Annotated in this window: 14 protein-coding genes; 8 read left to right on the top strand and 6 right to left on the bottom strand. The window is 66.5% G+C overall.

All coding sequences use genetic code 11. The annotated features are described in order from the left end of the window. Positions 1 to 78 precede the first annotated feature (78 nt). The 3 genes from ACQEVZ_RS27885 to ACQEVZ_RS27875 all read right to left on the bottom strand — a co-directional run bounded on the left by ACQEVZ_RS27885 (position 79) and on the right by ACQEVZ_RS27875 (position 2,627). Complete coding sequence (locus tag ACQEVZ_RS27885; protein ID WP_433371715.1) at positions 79 to 594, bottom strand: hypothetical protein; 516 nt, start codon at positions 592 to 594, stop codon at positions 79 to 81. A gap of 165 nt (positions 595 to 759) precedes the next feature. Further along, positions 760 to 1,896, bottom strand: coding sequence for an XRE family transcriptional regulator (locus ACQEVZ_RS27880; protein WP_433371712.1), 1,137 nt, complete (start codon positions 1,894 to 1,896; stop codon positions 760 to 762). Further along, positions 1,893 to 2,627, bottom strand: a complete 735-nt coding sequence (locus ACQEVZ_RS27875) for a hypothetical protein (protein WP_433371710.1) — start codon at positions 2,625 to 2,627, stop codon at positions 1,893 to 1,895. The genes ACQEVZ_RS27880 and ACQEVZ_RS27875 overlap by 4 nt, the downstream gene beginning before the upstream one ends. 107 nt (positions 2,628 to 2,734) lie before the next feature. Between ACQEVZ_RS27875 and ACQEVZ_RS27870 the strand changes: the two genes are divergently transcribed. Beyond that, the gene (locus ACQEVZ_RS27870) at positions 2,735 to 3,346 is read left to right on the top strand and encodes a DUF4314 domain-containing protein (protein WP_433371707.1); all 612 of its coding nucleotides are present in this window, start codon (positions 2,735 to 2,737) and stop codon (positions 3,344 to 3,346) included. Between the two features lie 796 nt (positions 3,347 to 4,142). Here ACQEVZ_RS27870 and ACQEVZ_RS27865 read toward each other — a convergent pair. Then, positions 4,143 to 4,469: a hypothetical protein gene (locus ACQEVZ_RS27865; RefSeq protein ID WP_433377298.1), complete on the bottom strand. Its 327-nt coding sequence runs from the start codon at positions 4,467 to 4,469 to the stop codon at positions 4,143 to 4,145. Here ACQEVZ_RS27865 and ACQEVZ_RS27860 point away from each other — a divergent pair. Next, entirely contained in the window at positions 4,365 to 5,171 is an 807-nt protein-coding gene (locus ACQEVZ_RS27860; protein ID WP_433377018.1) for a NaeI family type II restriction endonuclease, read from the top strand. The genes ACQEVZ_RS27865 and ACQEVZ_RS27860 overlap by 105 nt on opposite strands. A gap of 377 nt (positions 5,172 to 5,548) precedes the next feature. On the opposite strand, the gene ACQEVZ_RS27855 is transcribed toward ACQEVZ_RS27860, so the two are convergent. Then, a complete protein-coding gene (locus ACQEVZ_RS27855; RefSeq protein ID WP_433371704.1) occupies positions 5,549 to 5,986 on the bottom strand; it encodes a very short patch repair endonuclease in 438 nt (145 codons plus the stop codon). 53 nt (positions 5,987 to 6,039) lie between these two features. On the opposite strand from ACQEVZ_RS27855, the gene ACQEVZ_RS27850 reads away from it, so the two are divergent. The 4 genes from ACQEVZ_RS27850 to ACQEVZ_RS27835 all read left to right on the top strand — a co-directional run bounded on the left by ACQEVZ_RS27850 (position 6,040) and on the right by ACQEVZ_RS27835 (position 15,272). Then, positions 6,040 to 7,146 carry a DNA cytosine methyltransferase gene (locus ACQEVZ_RS27850; protein ID WP_433371701.1) on the top strand — a complete coding sequence of 369 codons (1,107 nt, stop codon included), beginning with the start codon at positions 6,040 to 6,042 and terminating at the stop codon, positions 7,144 to 7,146. A gap of 88 nt (positions 7,147 to 7,234) precedes the next feature. Further along, the gene (locus ACQEVZ_RS27845) at positions 7,235 to 8,326 is read left to right on the top strand and encodes a NaeI family type II restriction endonuclease (RefSeq protein ID WP_433371698.1); all 1,092 of its coding nucleotides are present in this window, start codon (positions 7,235 to 7,237) and stop codon (positions 8,324 to 8,326) included. A gap of 722 nt (positions 8,327 to 9,048) precedes the next feature. Next, the gene (locus ACQEVZ_RS27840) at positions 9,049 to 13,692 is read left to right on the top strand and encodes a DEAD/DEAH box helicase (RefSeq protein WP_433371695.1); all 4,644 of its coding nucleotides are present in this window, start codon (positions 9,049 to 9,051) and stop codon (positions 13,690 to 13,692) included. A 2-nt stretch (positions 13,693 to 13,694) separates the two neighbouring features. After that, positions 13,695 to 15,272: an NERD domain-containing protein gene (locus ACQEVZ_RS27835; RefSeq protein ID WP_433377015.1), complete on the top strand. Its 1,578-nt coding sequence runs from the start codon at positions 13,695 to 13,697 to the stop codon at positions 15,270 to 15,272. 47 nt (positions 15,273 to 15,319) lie between these two features. Here ACQEVZ_RS27835 and ACQEVZ_RS27830 read toward each other — a convergent pair whose 3' ends face one another. After that, a complete protein-coding gene (locus ACQEVZ_RS27830; protein WP_433371692.1) occupies positions 15,320 to 15,655 on the bottom strand; it encodes a hypothetical protein in 336 nt (111 codons plus the stop codon). Between the two features lie 9 nt (positions 15,656 to 15,664). Here ACQEVZ_RS27830 and ACQEVZ_RS27825 point away from each other — a divergent pair, with 9 nt between their 5' ends. Further along, on the top strand, positions 15,665 to 18,379 hold the full coding sequence (locus ACQEVZ_RS27825; RefSeq protein ID WP_433371689.1) for a helicase-related protein: 2,715 nt from the start codon (positions 15,665 to 15,667) through the stop codon (positions 18,377 to 18,379). Next, positions 18,376 to 20,184: a DrmB family protein gene (drmB, locus tag ACQEVZ_RS27820; protein ID WP_433371686.1), complete on the top strand. Its 1,809-nt coding sequence runs from the start codon at positions 18,376 to 18,378 to the stop codon at positions 20,182 to 20,184. Before ACQEVZ_RS27825 ends, drmB begins: the two co-directional genes overlap by 4 nt. Positions 20,185 to 20,254 lie beyond the last annotated feature (70 nt).

The raw sequence follows: 20,254 nt of genomic DNA, 5'->3' as shown, positions 1-20,254 counted from the left end.
AAGGTCTGCGCCGAGCTAACTGCGACGTCCTCTATTCGGGACTACATATAGCGATACGGCAGGCCGCCGGGCCAGTGGTCAGGCTTCCTCGACTCGTCGGGTGGCGCGAGCCGTGAGACGGTCCGTAACCATGCGGGTGACTGCATCGCGCAGGTCGTTGGGGACGTTGTCTGTGTTTGTGTATCGCTCGCCGTCGACGTGCTGGGTTAGTTCTGCCCAGGTGCGGATGCCGTTGGGCAGTGTCCCGTTCGCTTGGCCCTCGTCGATGGCTTTCATGGTCTCATCGGCGTAGCGGCAGAGTTCGGTCCAACGCTCGCCGGCAAGCGTTGATGCGATCCGCTGCGCGAGTGCCTTGGTAGTGACGGGTTCGTCAACCATGAATCCGGCCTCGTCGTCGTCCTCCAGTCCGACAAGCAGATCGCCGACCTCGCCGGTAAATCCGCCGCTCCCATCCGGCCACAGGGGCCCGACGATGATGAGGTTCGGGGCGTAAACCTCGAGCACGCGGGTCCCGCCGCCGCCATCCATGATCTCGCAGGCAAGACCGATGGCGCGGAGGTCTGCGGCGAGCGCGTCGATGTCGATGGTGTCCATGTCGACTCCCTTGACTCGGAGGTTCGATAGTTCTATCGATCGCAGCCCGCCGGGCCGTACCCGATCACACCCAACAGACGGCGCCGGCACGCTGCCGACTGCGCGTCAGCGCCGGCTGTCGCCGACCAGACCGGCTGGTCGGCGACGCATTCACGGGGCGTGAGTCTAGCTATGCCACCGGGATGGATTCGTAGATTCCGGTGGTGCGTTGAACTCGGCGGGGTCCGTGCCTGCGGCGACGACTGCTTCAAGCAGCTCAATGGGCATCGCCGAGCGTGTCGCCAAGGCACCCAGCTGCATTCCGTCGGAGGCGAGCAGGCGCACCGCCTGCCCCACGATGGAGGGGGCTTCGCGGGGGCCGAGGTCGCCGGGTTCTGGATAGCCCCCGTCGGCGAGCAGGGTCATGCCGCGCCGGTAGGTGTGGTCGCGGTAGACGCCCATCGTATGGCCCCGGTAGATGAGTGCCTTCAGTGACATGCCCCAGCGGCGTTTGAGTTCGTGGAGGCGGTCGAAGTCGAGCCGGCCGGGCAGTTCGTCGCGCAGCCGGCTGGTCGGGGCGAGGAACTGTGAGGCGAATGTGGTGGCCTGTCGTTCGAGAATCTGGCTGCCTGGCTCGGCGTCGTGGTGCAGCAGTATGTGGCCGAGTTCGTGGGCGGCGTCCATCCGGGAACGGGCCTTGTCGTTCTTGCCTGGGCTGGCGAAGATGAACGGTCGTTGCCCATACCAGTGGGAGAAGGCGTCGACCCGGTCGGAGGCGTCGGGCAGGGTGAGCACGATGATGCCGTGCGACTCGAGCAGCCGCGTGACGTGCGGAACCGGTTCGTCACCTAAACCGAACGCGGTACGCGACTCGATCGCGGCGCCTTCGACATCCGCTGCCGTCGCCGGTTCCGGTATGTCGAGCTGCGGGAGCCGCAGCTCCGGCAGGTGCAGGTACTGCTGGAGCACGTCGATGACCCGCCAAGCGATCTCGCCGAAGGCGAGGGCCTGGTCGCGTTCGGCCTGGGTGGTGACCCGCAGGCTCCGGAAATGGGCATGGCCCGGCGTGGCAGGCGTCGGGAAGCCCGCGGCGAAGAACTCGACGGGCAGCGCGAGGGCGAGGGCGAGCCGGCCAAGGACGCCGGCGGACGGCCGGGCCTGAGCGAGCTCGTACTGGCTGACGGCGGCGGCCGTGACCCCGGTGTGCACCGCGAGCTGCTTCTTGGACATGCGCCGCCACCGCCGGGCCAGGGTGAGCGCGTTCGGCTGGAACGCCGCCACCGCCAACGCGGGCGCGGCGCCGCGGGTCGATGCTCGGCTCATGCGGACATCGGCGCGCCCGGACTACGGTTGACGTGGCGCAACTGCAGGTCGATATCCGGGATCGGCAGTTCGTCGTGATGCCGTTGCGGACGCTCCGAAGCCCGATCGGCTGGCTCTGCGGCGATGTGGGCGGGCGCACCGAACCACAATGCCACCTCGAACCACGGTGAGCCGCCGTTGCGGTTGTCGCGAGGTAGCCCGAGATAGGCGACCGTCTCGCCGGTGTCGATGTCACCGGTGTGCGCGACCCTGATGTGCCGCTTGCGGGGGATCAGGCCGGCGAACGCGTGCGGGAACTGCTCGTCGTCGTCGAGGGCCAGCTGGCCGTCGGCGCTGTTCTCTACCGCCCCGCCGAGACGGGTCTCGCTGCCCTCCCACCGGATCGACTCGACACTCGAGCCGGTGCCGCCCTGCAGCGAGTACAGGCGCAGGATGTAACCGGCGGCCAAGATCTCCAGCGAGTTGTCCTCGATCCGCGCGTCCATACCGGGCCGACCGGCGAACTGGGCGGCACCGAGGTTGGTCAGGTTCCGCCACACCGTGGTGCCGAAGCTCATCGCGTCATCGCCGAGGTCGGGCTCGTGACGTTCCGAAGCTCGGCGGTATACCTGTCGGATGAGATCGGCCAGTGGGGTGAGCACCCCGCGCTGGTCCAGCGTGGCGATCGCGTCAGTCAGCAGATCCACGTCCGAAAACCTAGCAGGGTCATCTGTTGATGTTGCGGAAATCAAGCGTGGACACGCGGGACGAGCCCGCGGAGCATCTACCGGATTGATGGGACCGTCAGGCCGGCACGGGCGTCGATGCCGCGCCCGGGCGGCCGATCTATGCTGCTCAGATGGCCTACTTCCGACCGGGCGACAGGGTCGAGCTCGTTTCCACAACCGATGTCCTTACCAAGCTACGCCCTGGTGATCGAGGAGTCGTCACCCGGTTCGACCTTGAGCGACAGATGGTCTACATCGACTGGGACGGCGGCAGCAAGCTATCCATGTGTCTGGACGCGGGTGACGAAATCCGCACCATCCAGTCAGTCACCATGAACGACAGCGCTGTCGATGCCGAGCGGCTCGATCCCCGCAACGGGCGGATCGGCCAGGCGGAGGATGCAGACCCGTCCCCACTGCATCCACATGCCACCGAGGACGCCGGTGCGCTCCTACAACGCCTCGACCGGACAGGCCTCGACGCGGACGATCTCATCAGCTTGGCGTGGATCGTCGATCGAGTCGACCGGCGCGCGTCTCTGGAGCGTGTGGAGGGAAACCTGTCGAGCGTCGGCAGGGTCGTCGGTGCCGTGATTCGCGACGGAGAGGTGACCTCGGAAAGTCCGAGCGCCCGTGCGGCCTACCTGCACGTTCAGCTCGAGCCGAGCGGCGACCGGGTCCTCTGGCCGCTCGACGATCTCATCGCCGCGCAACAGCAGGAGTGCCTGTTCGAGCTCACTTGAGTCACCGGACCGTAGCAGTCGTGGTGGCTGCTGTCCGCCTTTCGACGCTGACCCGCCGAGATGCACGAGCGGGCGATGCTGGCAGGGCTCTACACCGCGGATCGTACGACACAGTGGCGAGGCAATCGTCGCCGCCAGCACCTGCGACGCCGGTGGAGGACGTGAGTATGGAGGCTGCTGATGCCAGACCCGATGGTTGGCACGACGACCGCTGGCACGCTCATTCATGGCGCATGATTCAACGTTCGCAAACCCCGGGCTACGTGGCCCGGCCGTATGTCGAGCCGCACCGGGACATCTCCGAGCGTGGAACGATGTGGCCATGGACGAGGGCTGTCAGTCTGGTGATCGGCGCGACGAAGTGGCGCAGCTCTGCGCCGCGTTACGTCAAGCCCGCGACGACCTGTACCTTGACGCGTCCGGTTCGGCTACGAGGCCCAGTTCGTCGCCAACCGGCGGCATCGTCGTTGGAGCACCGCATCGCCATTCCAGCGAGCCCCCGATCGAGCTGCCTTTCTGTATTGCGGCCGTCGACCGTGTCGACCGATCGGGTCGTTGGTGACTCCATACGGCCACTCGGGGACGGTGCCGGTCGTGGCGGCCGGAGTGTCGGCGGCGGAACGAAGGCCCAGGTAGTACCCGACGGCGCCCGCCGATACGGAGAGTCCGTCGTCACCGCTGCCGTGACAGCAGCCGGTGACATCGAAGTCGTCACACCGGGATGCACGGTCCTGTGCCGCGAGTCGTTCTTCCGTCGGGTCGATGCACTCAACACTAGTCTGGGGAGGTGTCAGATTCAGAGTTCATCGAGACGGCAGAGGCATCGGCGGCCGCCGGGAGGCGGCCCCGCAGGGGCAACCCGGTACCTCCGGTCGGTGCTACGTGCCTGAGCGACTACACGGGTGAGGCCGATCTGGTCGGTCACCCGGACGACGACGCGGAGCTGCAGAAGGTCAGGAGCCTGCTCGTCGCCGAGTCGGAACTCGCCAGACTCGTCGGGGATGCGGTCGAGGACTCGATCTTCTACGTCCTCGACGGCTATCGGACGCACCGGTTCGATCTCCTCGACGATCGGGTCGAGCCCGACGAACGCCGGACCGTCGGAACGAAACTGCAGTACCACCTGCTCGACAATCTCGGCCTCGAGAAGATGCGGCAGCCCGACACGGTGATCGCGGGTGTGCCCGTCGACGTCAAGGGCAGCGCGACGACCGACGGTTCGCAGAGCTGGATGATCCCGCGAGAGGCTCAGTGTGGGCTCTGCCTGCTGGTCCACATCGACCTCGTGCGCTACCGGCACCGCACGTGGCTCATGCGGACTCATCGCGTCATGCTTCACGGCGGTGACGGCAATGGTGACCGCAAACGCGGCATCTCGGTGCCAGCGTTCGATACGTACAGCGTGGCGCTCTACGACTGGACCTCGTTGAGGCCGAACCCTCTGAAGCATCTGACCGCTGAAGATCGGGAGCTCGTATTCGGGCGGGCCGGTCAGGAGACCCGCATCAAGGCACTGTTCCGCGCCGCGCCGCAGACGGTGATCCCTCGTGGCGTCATCCTCACCGTCTGCGCCAATCGGGCCGACCCGATGCGCCGGGTTCGCGCGACCCGGGTCGACATGGCCAGGGAGGGCGTCGCCCTGCTCTGCGGTACCTGGACATCACACCGGCAGCTCGCCGATACGTTGGGCTTCGATCTCACCGGTGAGGCGTGGATCGCGGTCCCTATGAGCGCCGTCCTGGGTCATGGGGAGCTGACCGACCGGGTCCTCGATCAGATGCGCGACGGCGTCAAGGAGCCGGACCTCGGACTGTTCGAGCCCTGATCCCGAGATCCACGATGCTGGCCGACTGCCTACGGGCGCACTCCACGACGAATCCGAGTCTGCGGCAGGCACGACCGATCGCATCACCCGTGCCCACTGGGCGTTCCGAGTGGACGGACGGTTTCTCCGTCCGTCCACTCGCCGAACGCACTCCGAAGTGGCGAAGCCCGTGCGACTCTTCGGTCCTACTCGCTGCGGCCTCCCGATCACACGCGACCATCCGCCCTTCCCTTGGGCCATGTTGATTGCGGCCTGCACTTGACCTGTTCGGTGTCGTGAGCGTGAATGCCATGACGGCGGCGTGCGCCCAGCCGTCCAGTAGCGGCAGGCGGCGATCCGAACGGATGGCCGCAGCCATGAGAGGAGCATTCGTGAGATCAATCGGGAGGCGAGGCCGCCCGCGCGCTGCTCACCGTCGCGGCGATCCGAGCGGCGGCCTGGGCGGCGGGTTCGTGTTCCCAGACTCGGACGACCGTCCAGCCAGCCTGGATCAGCCGCTCATTCGTGTCGAGGTCCCGGCGTCGGTTGGTCGCGACCTTCTCGGCCCAGAACGCCGCGTTGGTCTTGGCGACGGTGTGGTGCTGGGGACACCCGTGCCAGAAACAACCGTCGAGGAACACCGCCACCCGCACCCGTGGAAACAGCAGGTCGGCGGTGCGGCGTACGGACTTGATCGGTCGCCGGTTCACGTAGTAGCGCAGGCCCAGCGCGTGGACGGCGCGGCGCAGCGCGAGTTCGGGTGCGGTGTCGCGTCCGGTGTTGGCCTGCATCGACTTGCGGACACCGGGGGACGAAGCCCAAGATCTGTCGGACACGCGTTCTATCTCACCGGCGCGGCAATGTTGCCGCCGACAGAAGGGGAACTACCATGTCGCAGGTGAGTGATCGGCTGAGCATGATCGACTTGTTCGCGGGATGCGGTGGAATGACCGTCGGATTCCGGTCCGAAGGATTCAACCCGATCATGTCCGTCGAATGGGATCTCGCGGCGGCCGCCACGTACGCGGCGAACTTCGGCGAGTCGCACACCCGTTGGGGTGACATCACGCTCATCCGTGACGACGAGATCCCCCAGGCCGAGGTGGTCATCGGCGGCCCGCCGTGCCAAGGTTTCTCCAACCTCGGCAGCAAGTCGGTCGACGATCCGCGTAACAAGTTGTGGAAGCAGTATCTGCGGTTCGTCGTCGAGGCGCGCCCTCAGGTGTTCGTCATCGAGAACGTGGAGCGGTTCTCCCGTGCGAACGAGTTCCAGCTGCTGCTCGACGAGGCCGACCATGGCGTCATCAAGGATTACGAACTCACCCCCGGCGTACTGTTGGCGGCCGACTACGGTGTGGCGCAGCGTCGGCCGCGCACCATCGTCATCGGATCCCGTATCGGCAAGATACCCCTACCGGATCCGACGCACGCGAAGGTCCCCACCGGTGACCTCAAGCCGTGGGAGGACGTCCGCAGCCGCATCGGACGGCTCGACCCGCACCCGTCGACCACGGAGCTGCCCGACAGCATGACCGAGTACTTCGGGCAGCGCATCCGCGGCGAGTTCAAGGGCGTCGACATCCACTTCGGTAGGCAGCCGACGCCGATGTCGTTGGAACGCTACGACCACGTCCCGCCCGGCGGCGGTCGGTTCAACCTTCCGGACCATCTGCTGTCGCGATGCTGGCGGGAGAAGAAGACCGGTACGACGGACGTCATGGGCCGCATGCGTTGGGACGCCCCATCGCTGACCATCCGCACCGAATTCTTCAAACCGGAGAAGGGACAGTATCTGCACCCCCAGTGGGAGCCGGACCGCCCCGATCGCAGGGTGAACCGTGTCATCACCCACTACGAGGCGTCCCTGCTGCAGGACTTCCCGAGGGACTACCTGTGGTGCGGGTCCAAGACGGAGATCGCCAAGCAGATCGGCAATGCCGTGCCGTCGGGTCTCGCCGCGGCTATCGCACGGCAGCTTAAAAAGTACCTGAACTGAATCGTCAGCCACCGGGCACGCCGCCATCGTGCGCCAGTCGGGCTCTCGGCGGTTGACCGGCCGTCGATACTTCTGACACCCTGCCGGGGTGTCGATCACCCAGGGTGAGTTGTTCGAGGATGACGAGGGCGCGGCCGTCGTCCCACGCACGTTGCGGACCCGACGTACCCGGATCCTGCCGACCCGCCCGTCGACGTCGGGCAGGCCGCGCCCGGCAATCGGGCCTTCACCGTTGCGGACCGCAGCGCGGCCGCCGACCGCCGACGAGGATCCCGAGATCCTGGCCGTCTACGAGGCCATCCGGATGCTTGACCCCGACGGCGTTCGAACCGGCTACGCAATTCGAGAGGCGCTCGATCAGATCTACGACGGCCAGCGCACCGGCCGATGGGACTACACCCAACTGCTGAAGACCGAGAAGACGCACGTCGGGACCCTCGTCGAGATCGAACTGCAGCGCGAGTTCCGGTTCGACGACGGTGAGGACCTCGACTACAGGATCGCTGGCATCGACGTCGACTGCAAATGGTCGCTCAATCTGTACGCCTGGGAGATCCCTCAGGAGATGTACAGCCGCGGTGAAAAGATCGCCCTCGTCATCTGGGCCAACGAGTACACGGCTCGTTGGGCGGCAGGCCTCATCCGCATCAGCGAGACGGTGCTCAAGCCGGCGGGAGGTCAGCGGGACGGCAAACGCCGTCTCAACGACCACGGCCGCGACCGCATCCTCTGGATCTTCCCAGGTGCCGACCTCGTCAAGAACACCCTGCTGCACGTCGACGATCCGAGGAAACTGGACCTCATCGCGTACGCCAGGAGCGGTCAGACCGCAGTCACGAACCTGTTCCGGGAGTTGACCGGGCAACTTGTCAACCGGGCGACGGTCCTCACCGCCGCTCAACAGGTCGACAGTGCCAAGCGCGTACGCGACGCCCGCACGAAGCTCAAACCCGAAGGCATCGTGATCTTCGGCCACTACGCGCCGCACCCCGGGATGGCCGCGGACCTTGAACTCCCACCACCCACACTCGGCAGATTCGTCAGCGTACGACTGCACCCGTGGCGGCCCGGCGATCCCGAGCCCTGTACGGAGATCGAAGGATCACTGTGGCGTCGGGCCCGTGACGCGGACCCGGTGGTCACCGCTCCGACGCTGCCACGCCAGGGCGATGACGGATGACCGTATTCGGGCGTCGACCGCATCCACCGGTACGCTCGCACGGACGACACCGGACACACGCCACCTCACGCTCTCCCGTGGCCCTTCCTGCCGCAGACTAGGCAACCGGTCGCTCCGATCCGGTCATGTTCCTATTTCGGCTCCGAGGTGACGTCGGATCCACTCATCCATCTCGTCCCGGCGGGGAAGGTACACCTGGCCGAACCGGGACGCCGCACGCAGTTCCATGTCGATGAACGTGAAGCTCGACACGGATCCGTGCAGGTGCTCTCGGTGGCCGCATGCTTGCGGCCCACCGGCCGCGGCGCGGAACGTCGGGTTGCTCACGTAGAGGCTGATGACCTTGTCCCCCCGTACCACCCGTCGACGGCGAAGAACGCATCGGCGAGCGGATGCTGCCGGGTCACGACACCGTGCGCATGCAGGTAGCGTGCACCCACTGTTCACGAAGGAACGAGTAGTAGAAGTTGCCGATACACCACGCATGGCGTCGTACGCGATCCTTCTCGCCGTGCCGGCTTCGATGCACGCCTGCACCGCCCGATCCGCAGGAATACGAAGCATTTCCCTGAAACGCGGCGAGCCGCTCACCAACTATCCGGCCCGGCTCGCCCACCGGTACGATCAACCAAGATCAACTAACTTCGCCTTCGCCCCGCGCTTCTGTCGAAGTCTCGTCGCCAGGGTGGCTCGCGGTCGAAGCTGAGCACCATAATGATGTCGTGGCGAGTGTGGAGGGCTGGGAGAATCAGGACGGGGTCCTTGAGCGGTGGGTCGAAGATCATCATCACAAGGCCCTGGGTGCTTATAGAGCGAATCCTCTGTTGGTGGGTGAGCACGGTCTGCAGGAAGACAGTTTCCGGACCGGCGGTTACGCCCATCGTCAGGTTCTCGAGCTGGTACAGAACGCCGCTGACGCGCTGCGTCGCAGTGGCTCCCGCGGACGGGTACAGGTCCTGCTTCGTGACGGCGTCCTCTACTGTGCCAATGAGGGGGCTGCGTTCAACCGGCAGGGCCTCGAAGCGGTCTGTCACGCTTACCTCAGCGACAAACGCGGTGAGGACATGGGCCGCTTCGGCCTCGGGTTCAAGTCGGTGCTGGCGGTCACCGACACACCCACGGTCCTGAGCAGGTCCGTGTCCTTCAAGTTCAGTGCCGACGCGGCCCGCCGGACACTGGCAGGCGTAGCGGCGGATGTGGCCAAGTACCCGGTCCTCAGACTGCCGACCCTCGCAGACGCCGGAAGCGAGATGGCCGATGACCCGGTCCTTGCGGAACTCGGCGAGTGGGCGCAGACGATCGTGCGCCTTCCGCTGACGCGGGACGTCGACTGGCTCACCGAGGAGTTGCAGACTTTCCCGAGAGAATTCCTGCTGTTCGCGCCGTACGTCTCACAGCTCGACGTGTACATAGACGGAAGCGGCAGCGAGTTCCGCTGTGAGGAGCTCGGAGGCGACCGTTACCGACTGGTCGGCGGCAACGACAGGGCCTCGGAATGGTTGGTTTGCCACCAATCGCACCGCCCTTCCGAGAAGGCATTGTCCGAGGTCAGCGAGGCGATCCGTCGGCCCGAGGTAACCGTCAGCTATGCGGCACCGCTGGACGACGCTCAGAGCATGGGACGTTTCTGGGCGTACTTCCCGTTGCAAGACTTCACCTCCGCCCGTGGTATTCACAATGCCCCCTGGCACATCAGCGACGACCGTACGAACCTTCTTCCCGGACAATTCAATGATGAATTGCTCGGCATCACCGCCGAACTCATCGTCAACGCGCTTCCTCGATTGAACACCCCGGGGGATCCCGCTCGCCACTTCGACTACATGCCGGCCCGTGGTCGCGAGTTCGACAACTTCGCAGACCTGCGCCTCACCGAACTGGTACCCGAGCTGACGGAGAAGACCGCCTCGGTTCCCGACGCGGACAAGACGCTACGACTCCCTGCCGACCTCGAGTACCCGAACGCCGACCTGCGGATCGAAGTCGAGTCCCTCGAGATGTGGCACGCAGCACCGGACAGGCCCGTGCGGAGCCCTCATCCGAGCTGCTTCAAGACCCCGACGCGCCGAGCGCGGCTGCGCCGGCTGGTGCGCGGCGAAGCAACGAAGGCGGCCGCCAACGAATTGGGCGGCACCGAGTGGCTCGAGCGCCTCGTAGTGCAGGCGACCGACGAGCAGTGCGACGCCGCCCTTCAGGTCTACATGTCGATCGGCGACGAGGCCACCCGACGGCAGATGCGACAGGCCTCCATCGTCCCCGATGGTGCGGGGACGCTGTGTCACCTCGAGCACACCGACCGTGTCTTCCTGCGAGGCAATCCGCTGAGCGCGTCCGCCGGCATCCGACTCGTCAGGGCGACGTTCTTGCAGCGCGATGGCGTCGAGGACGGTCTGCGATCGATCGGGTTCGAGGATGTCGACCCCGCGCACGAGCTGCGCCTGCTGGCCGGGACGGCTGCGAGCCGCTGGACGGGGCCACAGTGGCAGGAGTTCTGGAACTTGGTGCTGGAGGTCGGCGCCCTCGATGCGGAGGAGATCCTCCTGCAACACGTGCAGAAGGACGCTGCACTGAGGGTGCGATGCCGTGACGGGTCTTGGCAACACGTCGGAACGGTCGTGGTACCCGGTCTGGTCGATCCGACGAAGCCCTCCCTGGCTGTCGACAGCGACTTCCATGAACTGCATCTGGGCCTGTTGCGCGCCATCGGTGTCGCGGACAGACCGGTGATCGCGGCCACCGCCATGAAGGACATGACGCTGCTGGAGTACCGCCGTCTGCAGCGTTCTGCCTATCTCGAGGCCCTGCCGCCCCGAGGGCGACCGGATCCGTCGGCGATCGACTTCCGGGAGACCTCCGGACCCACGCCGCTGCACGTCCTCCGCGGATTCGCGGACTCCGGGGACAGCGAGTCCCGCGTTCGTTGGACGCGAGCGCTTCTGGAGCTGGAGACGCCCACGAGATGGACGCTACAACATCCCAATGCGGGAAAGTTCGCTCCGAAGACGGTGCCGGCACCGCACCTGTGGGCCGTCCAGAGATACGGACTGGTCGACACGGCGTGGGGGCCACGCGAGGCAGAACGATCCCTGCACCCCGACCTCACCTCACTCAACCCCATGCTCCCTGTCGCGACGTGGAGAGTCGCCTCCAGGTTGACCCTGATCGGCAGTAAGGCCGACGTCTCCGTCAACCTCTGGCGAGAGTTCCTAGCCCGGGTACCAACCGGCGGCGACTCACGCCAACTGGGTGCTCTCGTCGCCGACGCATTCGCACGCCTACCGGCCACCGAGATCCCGGATCGGGTCCCGGCCGTCGCGGGGGCAGGTCACGCCTGCGCGCCTGCGGACCAGGTGCTCATCGCCACCGGCGACGACGAGATCCGGACCCTGTCCGAGCAGGGTCTACCCTTCATCACCCTCGACGACCCCGACGTCGCGCAAGCCCTGACGGAGTCGTGGGGATGCCGACCCGCCTCATCGATGCTGCGCGTCGAGATCATCGCTGACACCCCCGGCGAACCCGTCGTCCTGCTCGACCGGTTCCGTAGGCTGCGCGACTACGGCGGCGCCGTTCTCGACGGACTCGAATTGGTCGGCTGCACCTCACTCGAACGCGTGGTGACCCTGCCCACCGGGACGCAGAGCGACCCCGAGGACTTCGCCGTCACCGGACACACCGTCTACTTCGAGAATTCGCTGGACGACGACGAACTGCTCGATCGACTCTCAACCCGGTTCGCCCTCGGTCTCGATGATCAGTCGATCGCCCGCATCCTCAACGAGGCGGACAACGCGCGGGTGCAAGTGGCCATGGCCAAGGCCCGAGCCACCCGTGACCCCGCGGCTCGCCTGTTGGCGCTGCTCCCCGTCCGCACACTCGAGGTCCGGCTACCCGAAGGACTTCTCGAGACGGTCCGGGAGGTCTCACCCGACGGCGGCGACCACCAGGTGGCGCAATTGCTGTTGCACTACCACGGCGACACGGTCCTTCACGCTCTACGCCACGACCTGAAGGCCGCCGGATACCCGGTTCCGGACACCTGGGCAGGATCCGGGCCGGCCATGGAAACCGTGCAGAAGCTGGGATTCGCGGCCGAGTTCGCGGGTGAACGCGCCCACCGACTCGATGCCGACGTCACTGTGCTCGGGCCACCGAACCTCAAGAAGCTCCACCAGTATCAGGAGCTTCTCGCCGAACAGATCAGAGACCTCGTACGTCCCGGCGCGACACCCGATCGGGCACTGCTGTTCCTGCCCACTGGAGCCGGCAAGACTCGGGTGACGGTCGAGGCGCTGATCCGCTCGCTGATCGCCGGCGAGATCGTGCGTCCGATCCTCTGGATCGCCCAGAGCGAGGAACTCTGCGAACAGGCCGTCCAGACATGGGCTACCGTGTGGCGACAGTTCGGTGACCGTCCACTGCGACTCTGTCGGCTGTGGGACCGCAACGATGTCGCCGGCAGCGATCTCGACGCCACCGTCGTCGTGGCCACCGACGCGAAACTCGACAAGGTTCGCGACAGCGACGGGTACGCGTGGCTGCAGGATGCCGCCATCGTCGTGATCGATGAGGCCCACGGGGCGATCGCCCAGGGGATCACGGCGACACTCCGGTGGCTAGGCATCGACCAGCACAACACGGCGCGTCCACTGCTCGGGCTCACCGCCACACCGTTCGCGGGTACCGGTGACGCATCGAACCAGCGCCTCGCCGCCCGGTTCCTGCGCCACCAGTTCAATGTGCTCGGAGACGACCCTTACGGCGAGCTTCAACGGCTGGGAGTGCTGGCCGCCGTCGAGCACCGGGTGATCGAAGGGTCGATCTACTCGATCGCGGACGCCGACAGGAACCACTTCAACAAGTTCAAGGACATCTCCTCCGACATGTTGAACCGGGTCGGCCGTGACCGGCAGCGGACGCTTCGCCTGGCCGAGGACATCGCGGGTCAACCCCGCGAGTGGCCGATCCTGGTGTTCACCTCGTCGGTGCTCGCAGCGCAGACCCTGTCCGCCGTGCTGCGGGAACGGGACATCCGATCGGCTGCCGTCAGCGGGTCGACGCCCACACCCGAACGGCGACGGACGATCGAAGCGTTCCGGAACAACGACATCCAGGTCCTGACCAACTGCAACGTCCTGACCCAGGGCTTCGACGCCCCAGGGGTGAGGGCCCTGTACATCGCCCGTCCGACCTTCAGCCCCAACCTGTACATCCAGATGGTGGGCCGAGGCCTGCGCGGGCCCGAGAACGGTGGGAAACCCGAATGCCTCATCGTGAACGTCGCCGACACCTTCGAGGTGTTCGGCGACCGTCTCGCCTACAAGGAATTCGATCATCTGTGGCAGTACCCCGGCGGTGACCGGTGAGGATGATTCCGGCACCCGAGCGTTTCGGACACATCAACTCGGCTGCCGAGACCCGCGTCGCGAAGCTGCTGGCCCAGGTGGAACTCGGCGAACCGGCCACCTGCCTGTACTCGGTGCACCTGCCTCGTCACGAGTACAAGCGCATGGCCGAGATCGACTTTCTGATCGTGCTCAACGACCTCCTCCTCGTCGTGGAGGTCAAGGGTGGCCGGCTGAAACGAACCGCCGGTCTCTGGGTCTTCACCGACCGCTACGGCGAGGAGCACGAGAAGCGGGAAGGCCCCTTTGAACAAGCCCGCGGCGCGATGTTCGCCCTGAGCGACGGTCTCAGCCGGCGAATCCCCGGACTGACGACGGCGTTCGGGGCCGTCGTGGTGACACCGGACCAGCCATTGGACCGCGATCTCGAATGGGACCCGGCGGAACACATCGGACCGGCCGCGATGACGGTCACCGGCCTGGAAACGGCGCTGAAGACCACCGCGGATTTCTGGCGTCGCAGAGCCCACCACCCGGTCCGTGACTCCGACCACCGCGATATCCTGGCCATGCTCCGCCCCGACTTCGACCGTGTTCCGCGCCTGTCGCTGCTCGCCCCCACCTTCGAGACCGACTACCTGGAACTGGCCCGAGAGCAGTACGACATGCTTCGAGGCAGTGAGATCAACGAACGGATCTTCTGCACCGGCGGGGCCGGCTCCGGCAAGACCCTGCTGGCGGTGGAGACCTCACGGCGGGCCGCACAAACCGGTGCCTCGGTCCTGCTCACCTGCCGCTCGCGAGGCGTCATCGACGTGATGCGCCGTTCCCTGGCCGACACAAGCATCACCTGCCTGCCCTGGTCCGATCTGGCGGACACCGATCCGGTCGACGTCCTGGTCGTCGACGAGGCCCAGGACCTGCTCAACGTCGAGGACTGCCTGCGACTCGACGCACTCGTCACGGGCGGACTGCGTGACGGGCACTGGCGCATGTTCAGCGACCCGAACAACCAGACCGACATCCACGGCGTCTTCGACCCCGACGTCTACCGCGAGGTCTGCGCGAACGCCAGCCGCTACCAACTGCCCTACAACTGCCGCAACACCTCGGCGATCGTCACCCAGACACAACTCATGACCGGCGCGGACCTCGGCGTGGCCAAAGCAGGGCAGGGACCCGCGGTCGACTACGACCGGCCGGACACCGACCAGGACACGGGCGCCCTGCTCGACGCCCGACTCAAAAGGCTCCGCCGCGACGACGTCGACCTGAGCGATGTCGTGGTCGTGACACTGCGCGATACGGTGAAGGACAGCTCTGCCGTGCACACCAGGGCCTTCGCCAGAGGATTACTCGTCGCCGACGACCGGGGGGCGAGACCGTCCGAGCCCGGTGTCGCCAAACTCGTGACCGTCCAGGACTTCAAAGGCCTGGAGTCTCCGCACGTCCTGGTCATAGACATCGACGACGTCACCGAGCCGTCGGATAAGTCCAAGCTGTACGTGGCCATGACGCGGCCACGGATCTCACTCTGGCTGGCGGTGCTACCGACAGCCTGGCAACAGCTGACCACGGCACCCGGAGGGAACCGGCGATGACCGAACCGCGGACATTCGTGGAACTGCGCGACGACACCGTCGCCTACCTACGACGGCAGTATCTCGGACCACAGGACGGTGAGCACGAGATCCTCGTGAACCGCCCCGACAGGGTCTACCTGGTCGGCACCCTCTACCCGCGGGGGCCCGCCGCGCCGCGGCTGGACGGCGACGTCCTTGGTGACGACGGCCACGAGGAGGGGCTCGACGAGCCGATCGAACTGGCGAATGCGTGGCGCCCCGCGTCCGCCGCCATCTCCTTCCTGCACGACGGCACCGACATCGACTGTCGGGTCTCGGCCGCCCGCTACGAGAAACTCCCCGACGGCGACGACTGGCGGCGTGTTCCGCTCAAGGAGCCGTCCGTCGTCCTGGATCCGCACACCGACCCGGTGGCACTGTTCGGTGGGGCCGCGAGCCTCAAGGCGGTGTGGCGACGGCTGGGCGACGCATGGCTGGTCACCGTCGCCGTCGAGAACAACGCCCGACACGACGACGCCGCCTCCCCGCCGCCGACCGAGGACTGCCTGTTCCAGGTGGACCTGAGCTGCACCGTCGGCGGCGGCGAAGTCCGTCCGTATCCGTCGGTGTCGCTGCTCAGCGAGGACCCGGAGGATCAAGAGCTGCAGCTGCTCTACCGGCACCGCCGCGTCTACGGCGTCGGCCACGGCTGCTCCGTGGCCTGGGAGACATCCGACGACGTCGTAACACGGGTCGACGTCGACATGCTTCCCCGAAGCATCGTCCCCGGGGTCTCGCCGGGCACCCGCGCCGCCTCCGTGCTCAGCCTCGGATTCCTCAGCGACGAGACGATCGCGGTCACCCGACTCGCCGCTGAGCTCGGCTCCTTCGTCGAAGACTACGCAGGCTGGATCACCGAACGCCGGGCCGAAGCCGACGGGCTGCCCGCACACCACACCGGCGCCGCGGGTCGGCTGCTGCAGCGGATGGAGACGGCCCGCGACCGGATGCGTGAAGGCGTCCGCGTGCTCACCGATAACGAGACGGTCCGAATCGCCTTCCGCCTGGCGAACAGAGCGATGCGCGAACAGATCCTCCAGTCGCGACACGCCAAGACGTCACCGGGTCGCCGCGGACAGGAACTGGCGAAGCGGCCCGCCGATCTTACCGAACCCGCCTGGTACCCGTTCCAGCTGGCGTTCCAACTCCTCACCGTCGCGTCGACCACCGATCACCGCCACACAGACCGTGAGATCGTCGATCTGATCTGGTTCCCGACCGGTGGAGGAAAGACCGAGGCATACCTGGCCCTCGCCGCCTTCGAGATGATCCACCGCAGGCTCACCCGCGGCCTGCGCGGCGGCGGAACCGCGGTCCTCACCCGCTACACCCTGCGCATGCTCACCGCCCAACAGTTCCAACGGGCCGCCACGCTCATCTGCGCACTGGAACAACTCCGCGACAACGACCCGCGACTGCGGGGGACACCGGCATTCACGATCGGGCTGTGGCTCGGCGGAGAGACCACACCGAACTCCTTCAAGGTCGCCCACGAACGTGCCCGCACCCTGCGCAGGGCATCCGAGCCGGACAACCCCTTCCAGATCAACGACTGTCCGTGGTGCGCCACCCCCCTGCTACCGCGTACCCGAACCGCCGATACCGGGGCTTACGGCGTCCGGACCACGAACAACACGTTCGGACTGTTCTGCCCACACGCCGAATGCCCGTTCCATACCGAACTGCCGGTCAAGGTGGTCGACCAACAGATCTACGCCGACCCGCCGACCCTGCTCGTCGCCACCGTCGACAAGTTCGCCGGACTGGCCTGGCACAAGGACGCCGGCGTGGTCTTGGGCCGCGACGACGTGCCCTACGACCCGCCCGGCCTGGTCATCCAGGACGAGCTGCACCTGCTCTCCGGCCCGCTGGGCACCACCGTCGCCCTCTACGAGTCCGCAGTCCTCGGCCTCATGGGCTGGGACGGCCTCAAACCCAAGATCGTCGCGTCCACGGCCACGATCAGGTCCGCACCCGAACAGGTGCAACGACTCTACGGATCACCCGTCGCGCTGTTCCCGCCTAGCGGACTGGACGCCGACCACAGCTACTTCGCGAATACCGACGACGAGTCACCGGGGCGCATGTACGTCGGTCTGATGCCCCAGTCGTTCACGCAGTCCCGCGCTACTGGCCTGGCCTGCCTGGCTCTGCTCGAAGTGCCGATGCTGTTGTCGCAGGAACCACGAGACCTGGACCCCTACTGGACGGTCGTGGCCTACCACAACTCGTTGCGGGAACTGGGTCGCACCGTCACCATCGTCCGCGACGACATCGAGTCCCTACTGACCAACCGAGCGACACGCCGTGGTGACCGCGCACGCCGCATCCGAGGCGAGGGCGTCATCGAACTCACCAGCAACGTCCCGCCCAGCGCGCTGATCAAACGACTCGCCCGCCTCGAGCGACGCGTCGACCAGAAGGACGCGGTGGACCTCGTCGCGACGACCAACATGCTGTCCGTCGGCATCGACATCAGCCGTCTCGGTCTGATGCTCATGAACGGACAACCCAAGACCACAGCCGAGTACATCCAGGCCACGAGTCGGGTCGGCAGATCAGACGTGCCGGGCCTGGTCGTGACGTTGCTCCGTGCGGGAAAACCCCGCGACAGGTCGCACTACGAGTCATTCCGGGCATTCCACGGATCGCTCTACCGCCACGTCGAACCCACCAGCGTCACACCTTGGTCCGCGGCGTCCCGCGGTCGATCGCTCAGTGCCGCCCTCGTCATGCTCGTACGTCACGGTGCAGGACTGCGCACCAACGACGACGCGGGTTCCTTCCACCCCGCAGCCCCGCCCGTGGCCAAGGCTGTTCGCATCCTGCTCGAGGCCGTCGCCCGAAGCGAACCGGAGGCACTGGCCGAGACGACGGTGGAAGTGCAGCGGCTCGTCAACGAATGGGATCGCAAGGCCCGACGGGCCGAAGATCTGGGACTGAACCTTCGCTACGACAGCAGCGACAACGATCATCCCGTCCTACTCTGCGAGTTCGGGGAACGGCGCGACGCCTGGCCCACCATGCATTCCATGCGTTCGGTGGATCGCACCGTCCGTGTCATCGCCATCGGGGAGGTTCAGTGAGGACCACACGACTCAGCCAGACGATCTCACCCTTCGGCGTCGGCGCCGTCCTCGACGTCCTGGGAGAATCCCTCATGGCCGTGGACATCAGCCGCTGGCCGGTGGGTGAGACCTACCGCATCGTCTCACGACGGCTCGAGGAGAGCCTCGGCGTCGCCGAGCTGCGCAGTCCACCCAGCGTCCCCTCCCGCCCATCGAAGCGCACGCCCGGTGTGCTCTACGAGCGCTTCCCCGGCTGGCTGTTCTGCCAGGACTGCCGCCGCATGCACCGGATGAGGCACCACGACGAGACGGGCGAACCGCCGGCCTGTAGACACTGCAGGGGCCCCATGGTACCGATGCGATTCATCGTCGTGGGAACCGAACGCGGTCACGCCATGGACGTCCCCTGGGTCAGATGGGCCCACTCCGAACCGCAGAACCAGGAACACCAACGGTGCAAGGCGGAGGATCTCCTCTTCCTCACCCGCTCCGGCGGGTCCGAAGGTCTCTCCAGCCTCTACGTACGGTGTGCCACCTGCACCGCCGAACGAGACCTGGGCGACCTGACCGCACGCGGATCCCTGGCCCGGATAAACGTCCGATGCAGTGGCGCCCAACCCTGGCAACGTCCAAATCCCAACGCCTGCGATGAGCGACTCGAAGTCCTTCAGCGAGGCGCCACCAACGTCACCCTCAGCGAGACCACGACCGCGTTGGACATCCCCGAGCCAGCGATACCCGCCCGCGACGAACAAGCCGAGATTCGACAGCACCGCAACTTCGAAGACCTGCGATCGGCCCCGAACGGCCCGTTCGCCGAGATGTTCGTCGAACTCATCGCCACCAATCTCGTCGTCAGTACCGACCTCGTCCGAAAGGTCGCCGGTTCGGACACCAGCCATGATCAAGAGGTCAGTGCCGCGCGAGAAGGACTACTCGCCGACGAATGGCACGCCTTCAGGCAGGCCATCGACAACCCCGACGAGCAGATCGGCACACCCACGTTCCGCGTCTCGGCCACCGCGTTCCTACAGCCGGACGCCAGCGCGGTCTACGGCGCGCTCGGCGAAACCGTCGGCCATGTCGTCCTCGCCCACCGCCTCAGAGAGGTACGGGTCCTGCACGGCTTCCGCCGATACGACCCGAACGCCGACATGGTCGACGCCGACCTGGGACCTCGAGGCCGAGCTCGGTGGCTGCCCGCCGTGGAGGCCTTCGGCGAAGGAGTGCTCCTCACCCTCGACGAGGGTCGACTCGCCCTGTGGGAACGTCGGGAGCCAGTCGCGGAGCGCGCTCTCGAACTGGAACGTAGACGACGCGAGTCACCCATCGGCTCGAGATTCTCCGAGGCGACGCCCCGCCTAATCCTCCTGCACACCCTCGCGCACATCCTCATGCGCCAGCTCGCCTTCACGTGCGGGTACTCGGCCGCATCACTCCGCGAACGCGTATATGCCTCCGCAGGCCCGGCACCTGAGGCCGGACTGCTCATCTACACGGCCTCCGGCGACTCGGAGGGCACGCTCGGAGGTCTCGTCCGCCAAGGACACGCACCACGCCTGGCCACAACTCTGTTCTCCGCCCTGGAGGGTGCCGCCTGGTGCTCCTCGGACCCTCTCTGTCGAGGAAGTCGCGGACAGGGCCTGGGCAGCATGAACCTCGCCGCCTGCCACGGCTGCTGCCTGGTGTCGGAGACCTCGTGCGAGCGAGGCAACCTCCTGCTGGATCGCGTCATGCTCGTCGGTGATGGGAAGACACCCGGCTATTTCCAGGACGTCATCGCCGCCGCGCAGCTCACGGCGGCCCAACACGTCACCGCCTGAGAACCACCTCGCCGGCGTGTTCCTGCGAACTGACTCGACACCGTCGGTGGACACGCCGGCGAGGCGATAG

The organism is Dactylosporangium sp. CA-152071 (assembly GCF_050936335.1).
Lineage (GTDB): Bacteria > Actinomycetota > Actinomycetes > Mycobacteriales > Micromonosporaceae > Dactylosporangium > Dactylosporangium maewongense.
Note: the sequence above shows the minus strand (reverse complement) of the source record. Positions and strands in the feature narration are given on the sequence as shown.

Bases quoted from the DNA above. Each gene is read 5' to 3' on its own strand.
- ACQEVZ_RS27850 (WP_433371701.1), top strand. From the start codon at position 6,040: ATGTCGCAGGTGAGTGATCGGCTGAGCATGATCGACTTGTTCGCGGGA.
- ACQEVZ_RS27870 (WP_433371707.1), top strand. From the start codon at position 2,735: ATGGCCTACTTCCGACCGGGCGACAGGGTCGAGCTCGTTTCCACAACC.
- ACQEVZ_RS27835 (WP_433377015.1), top strand. From the start codon at position 13,695: ATGATTCCGGCACCCGAGCGTTTCGGACACATCAACTCGGCTGCCGAG.
- ACQEVZ_RS27885 (WP_433371715.1), bottom strand. From the start codon at position 594: ATGGACACCATCGACATCGACGCGCTCGCCGCAGACCTCCGCGCCATC.
- ACQEVZ_RS27880 (WP_433371712.1), bottom strand. From the start codon at position 1,896: ATGAGCCGAGCATCGACCCGCGGCGCCGCGCCCGCGTTGGCGGTGGCG.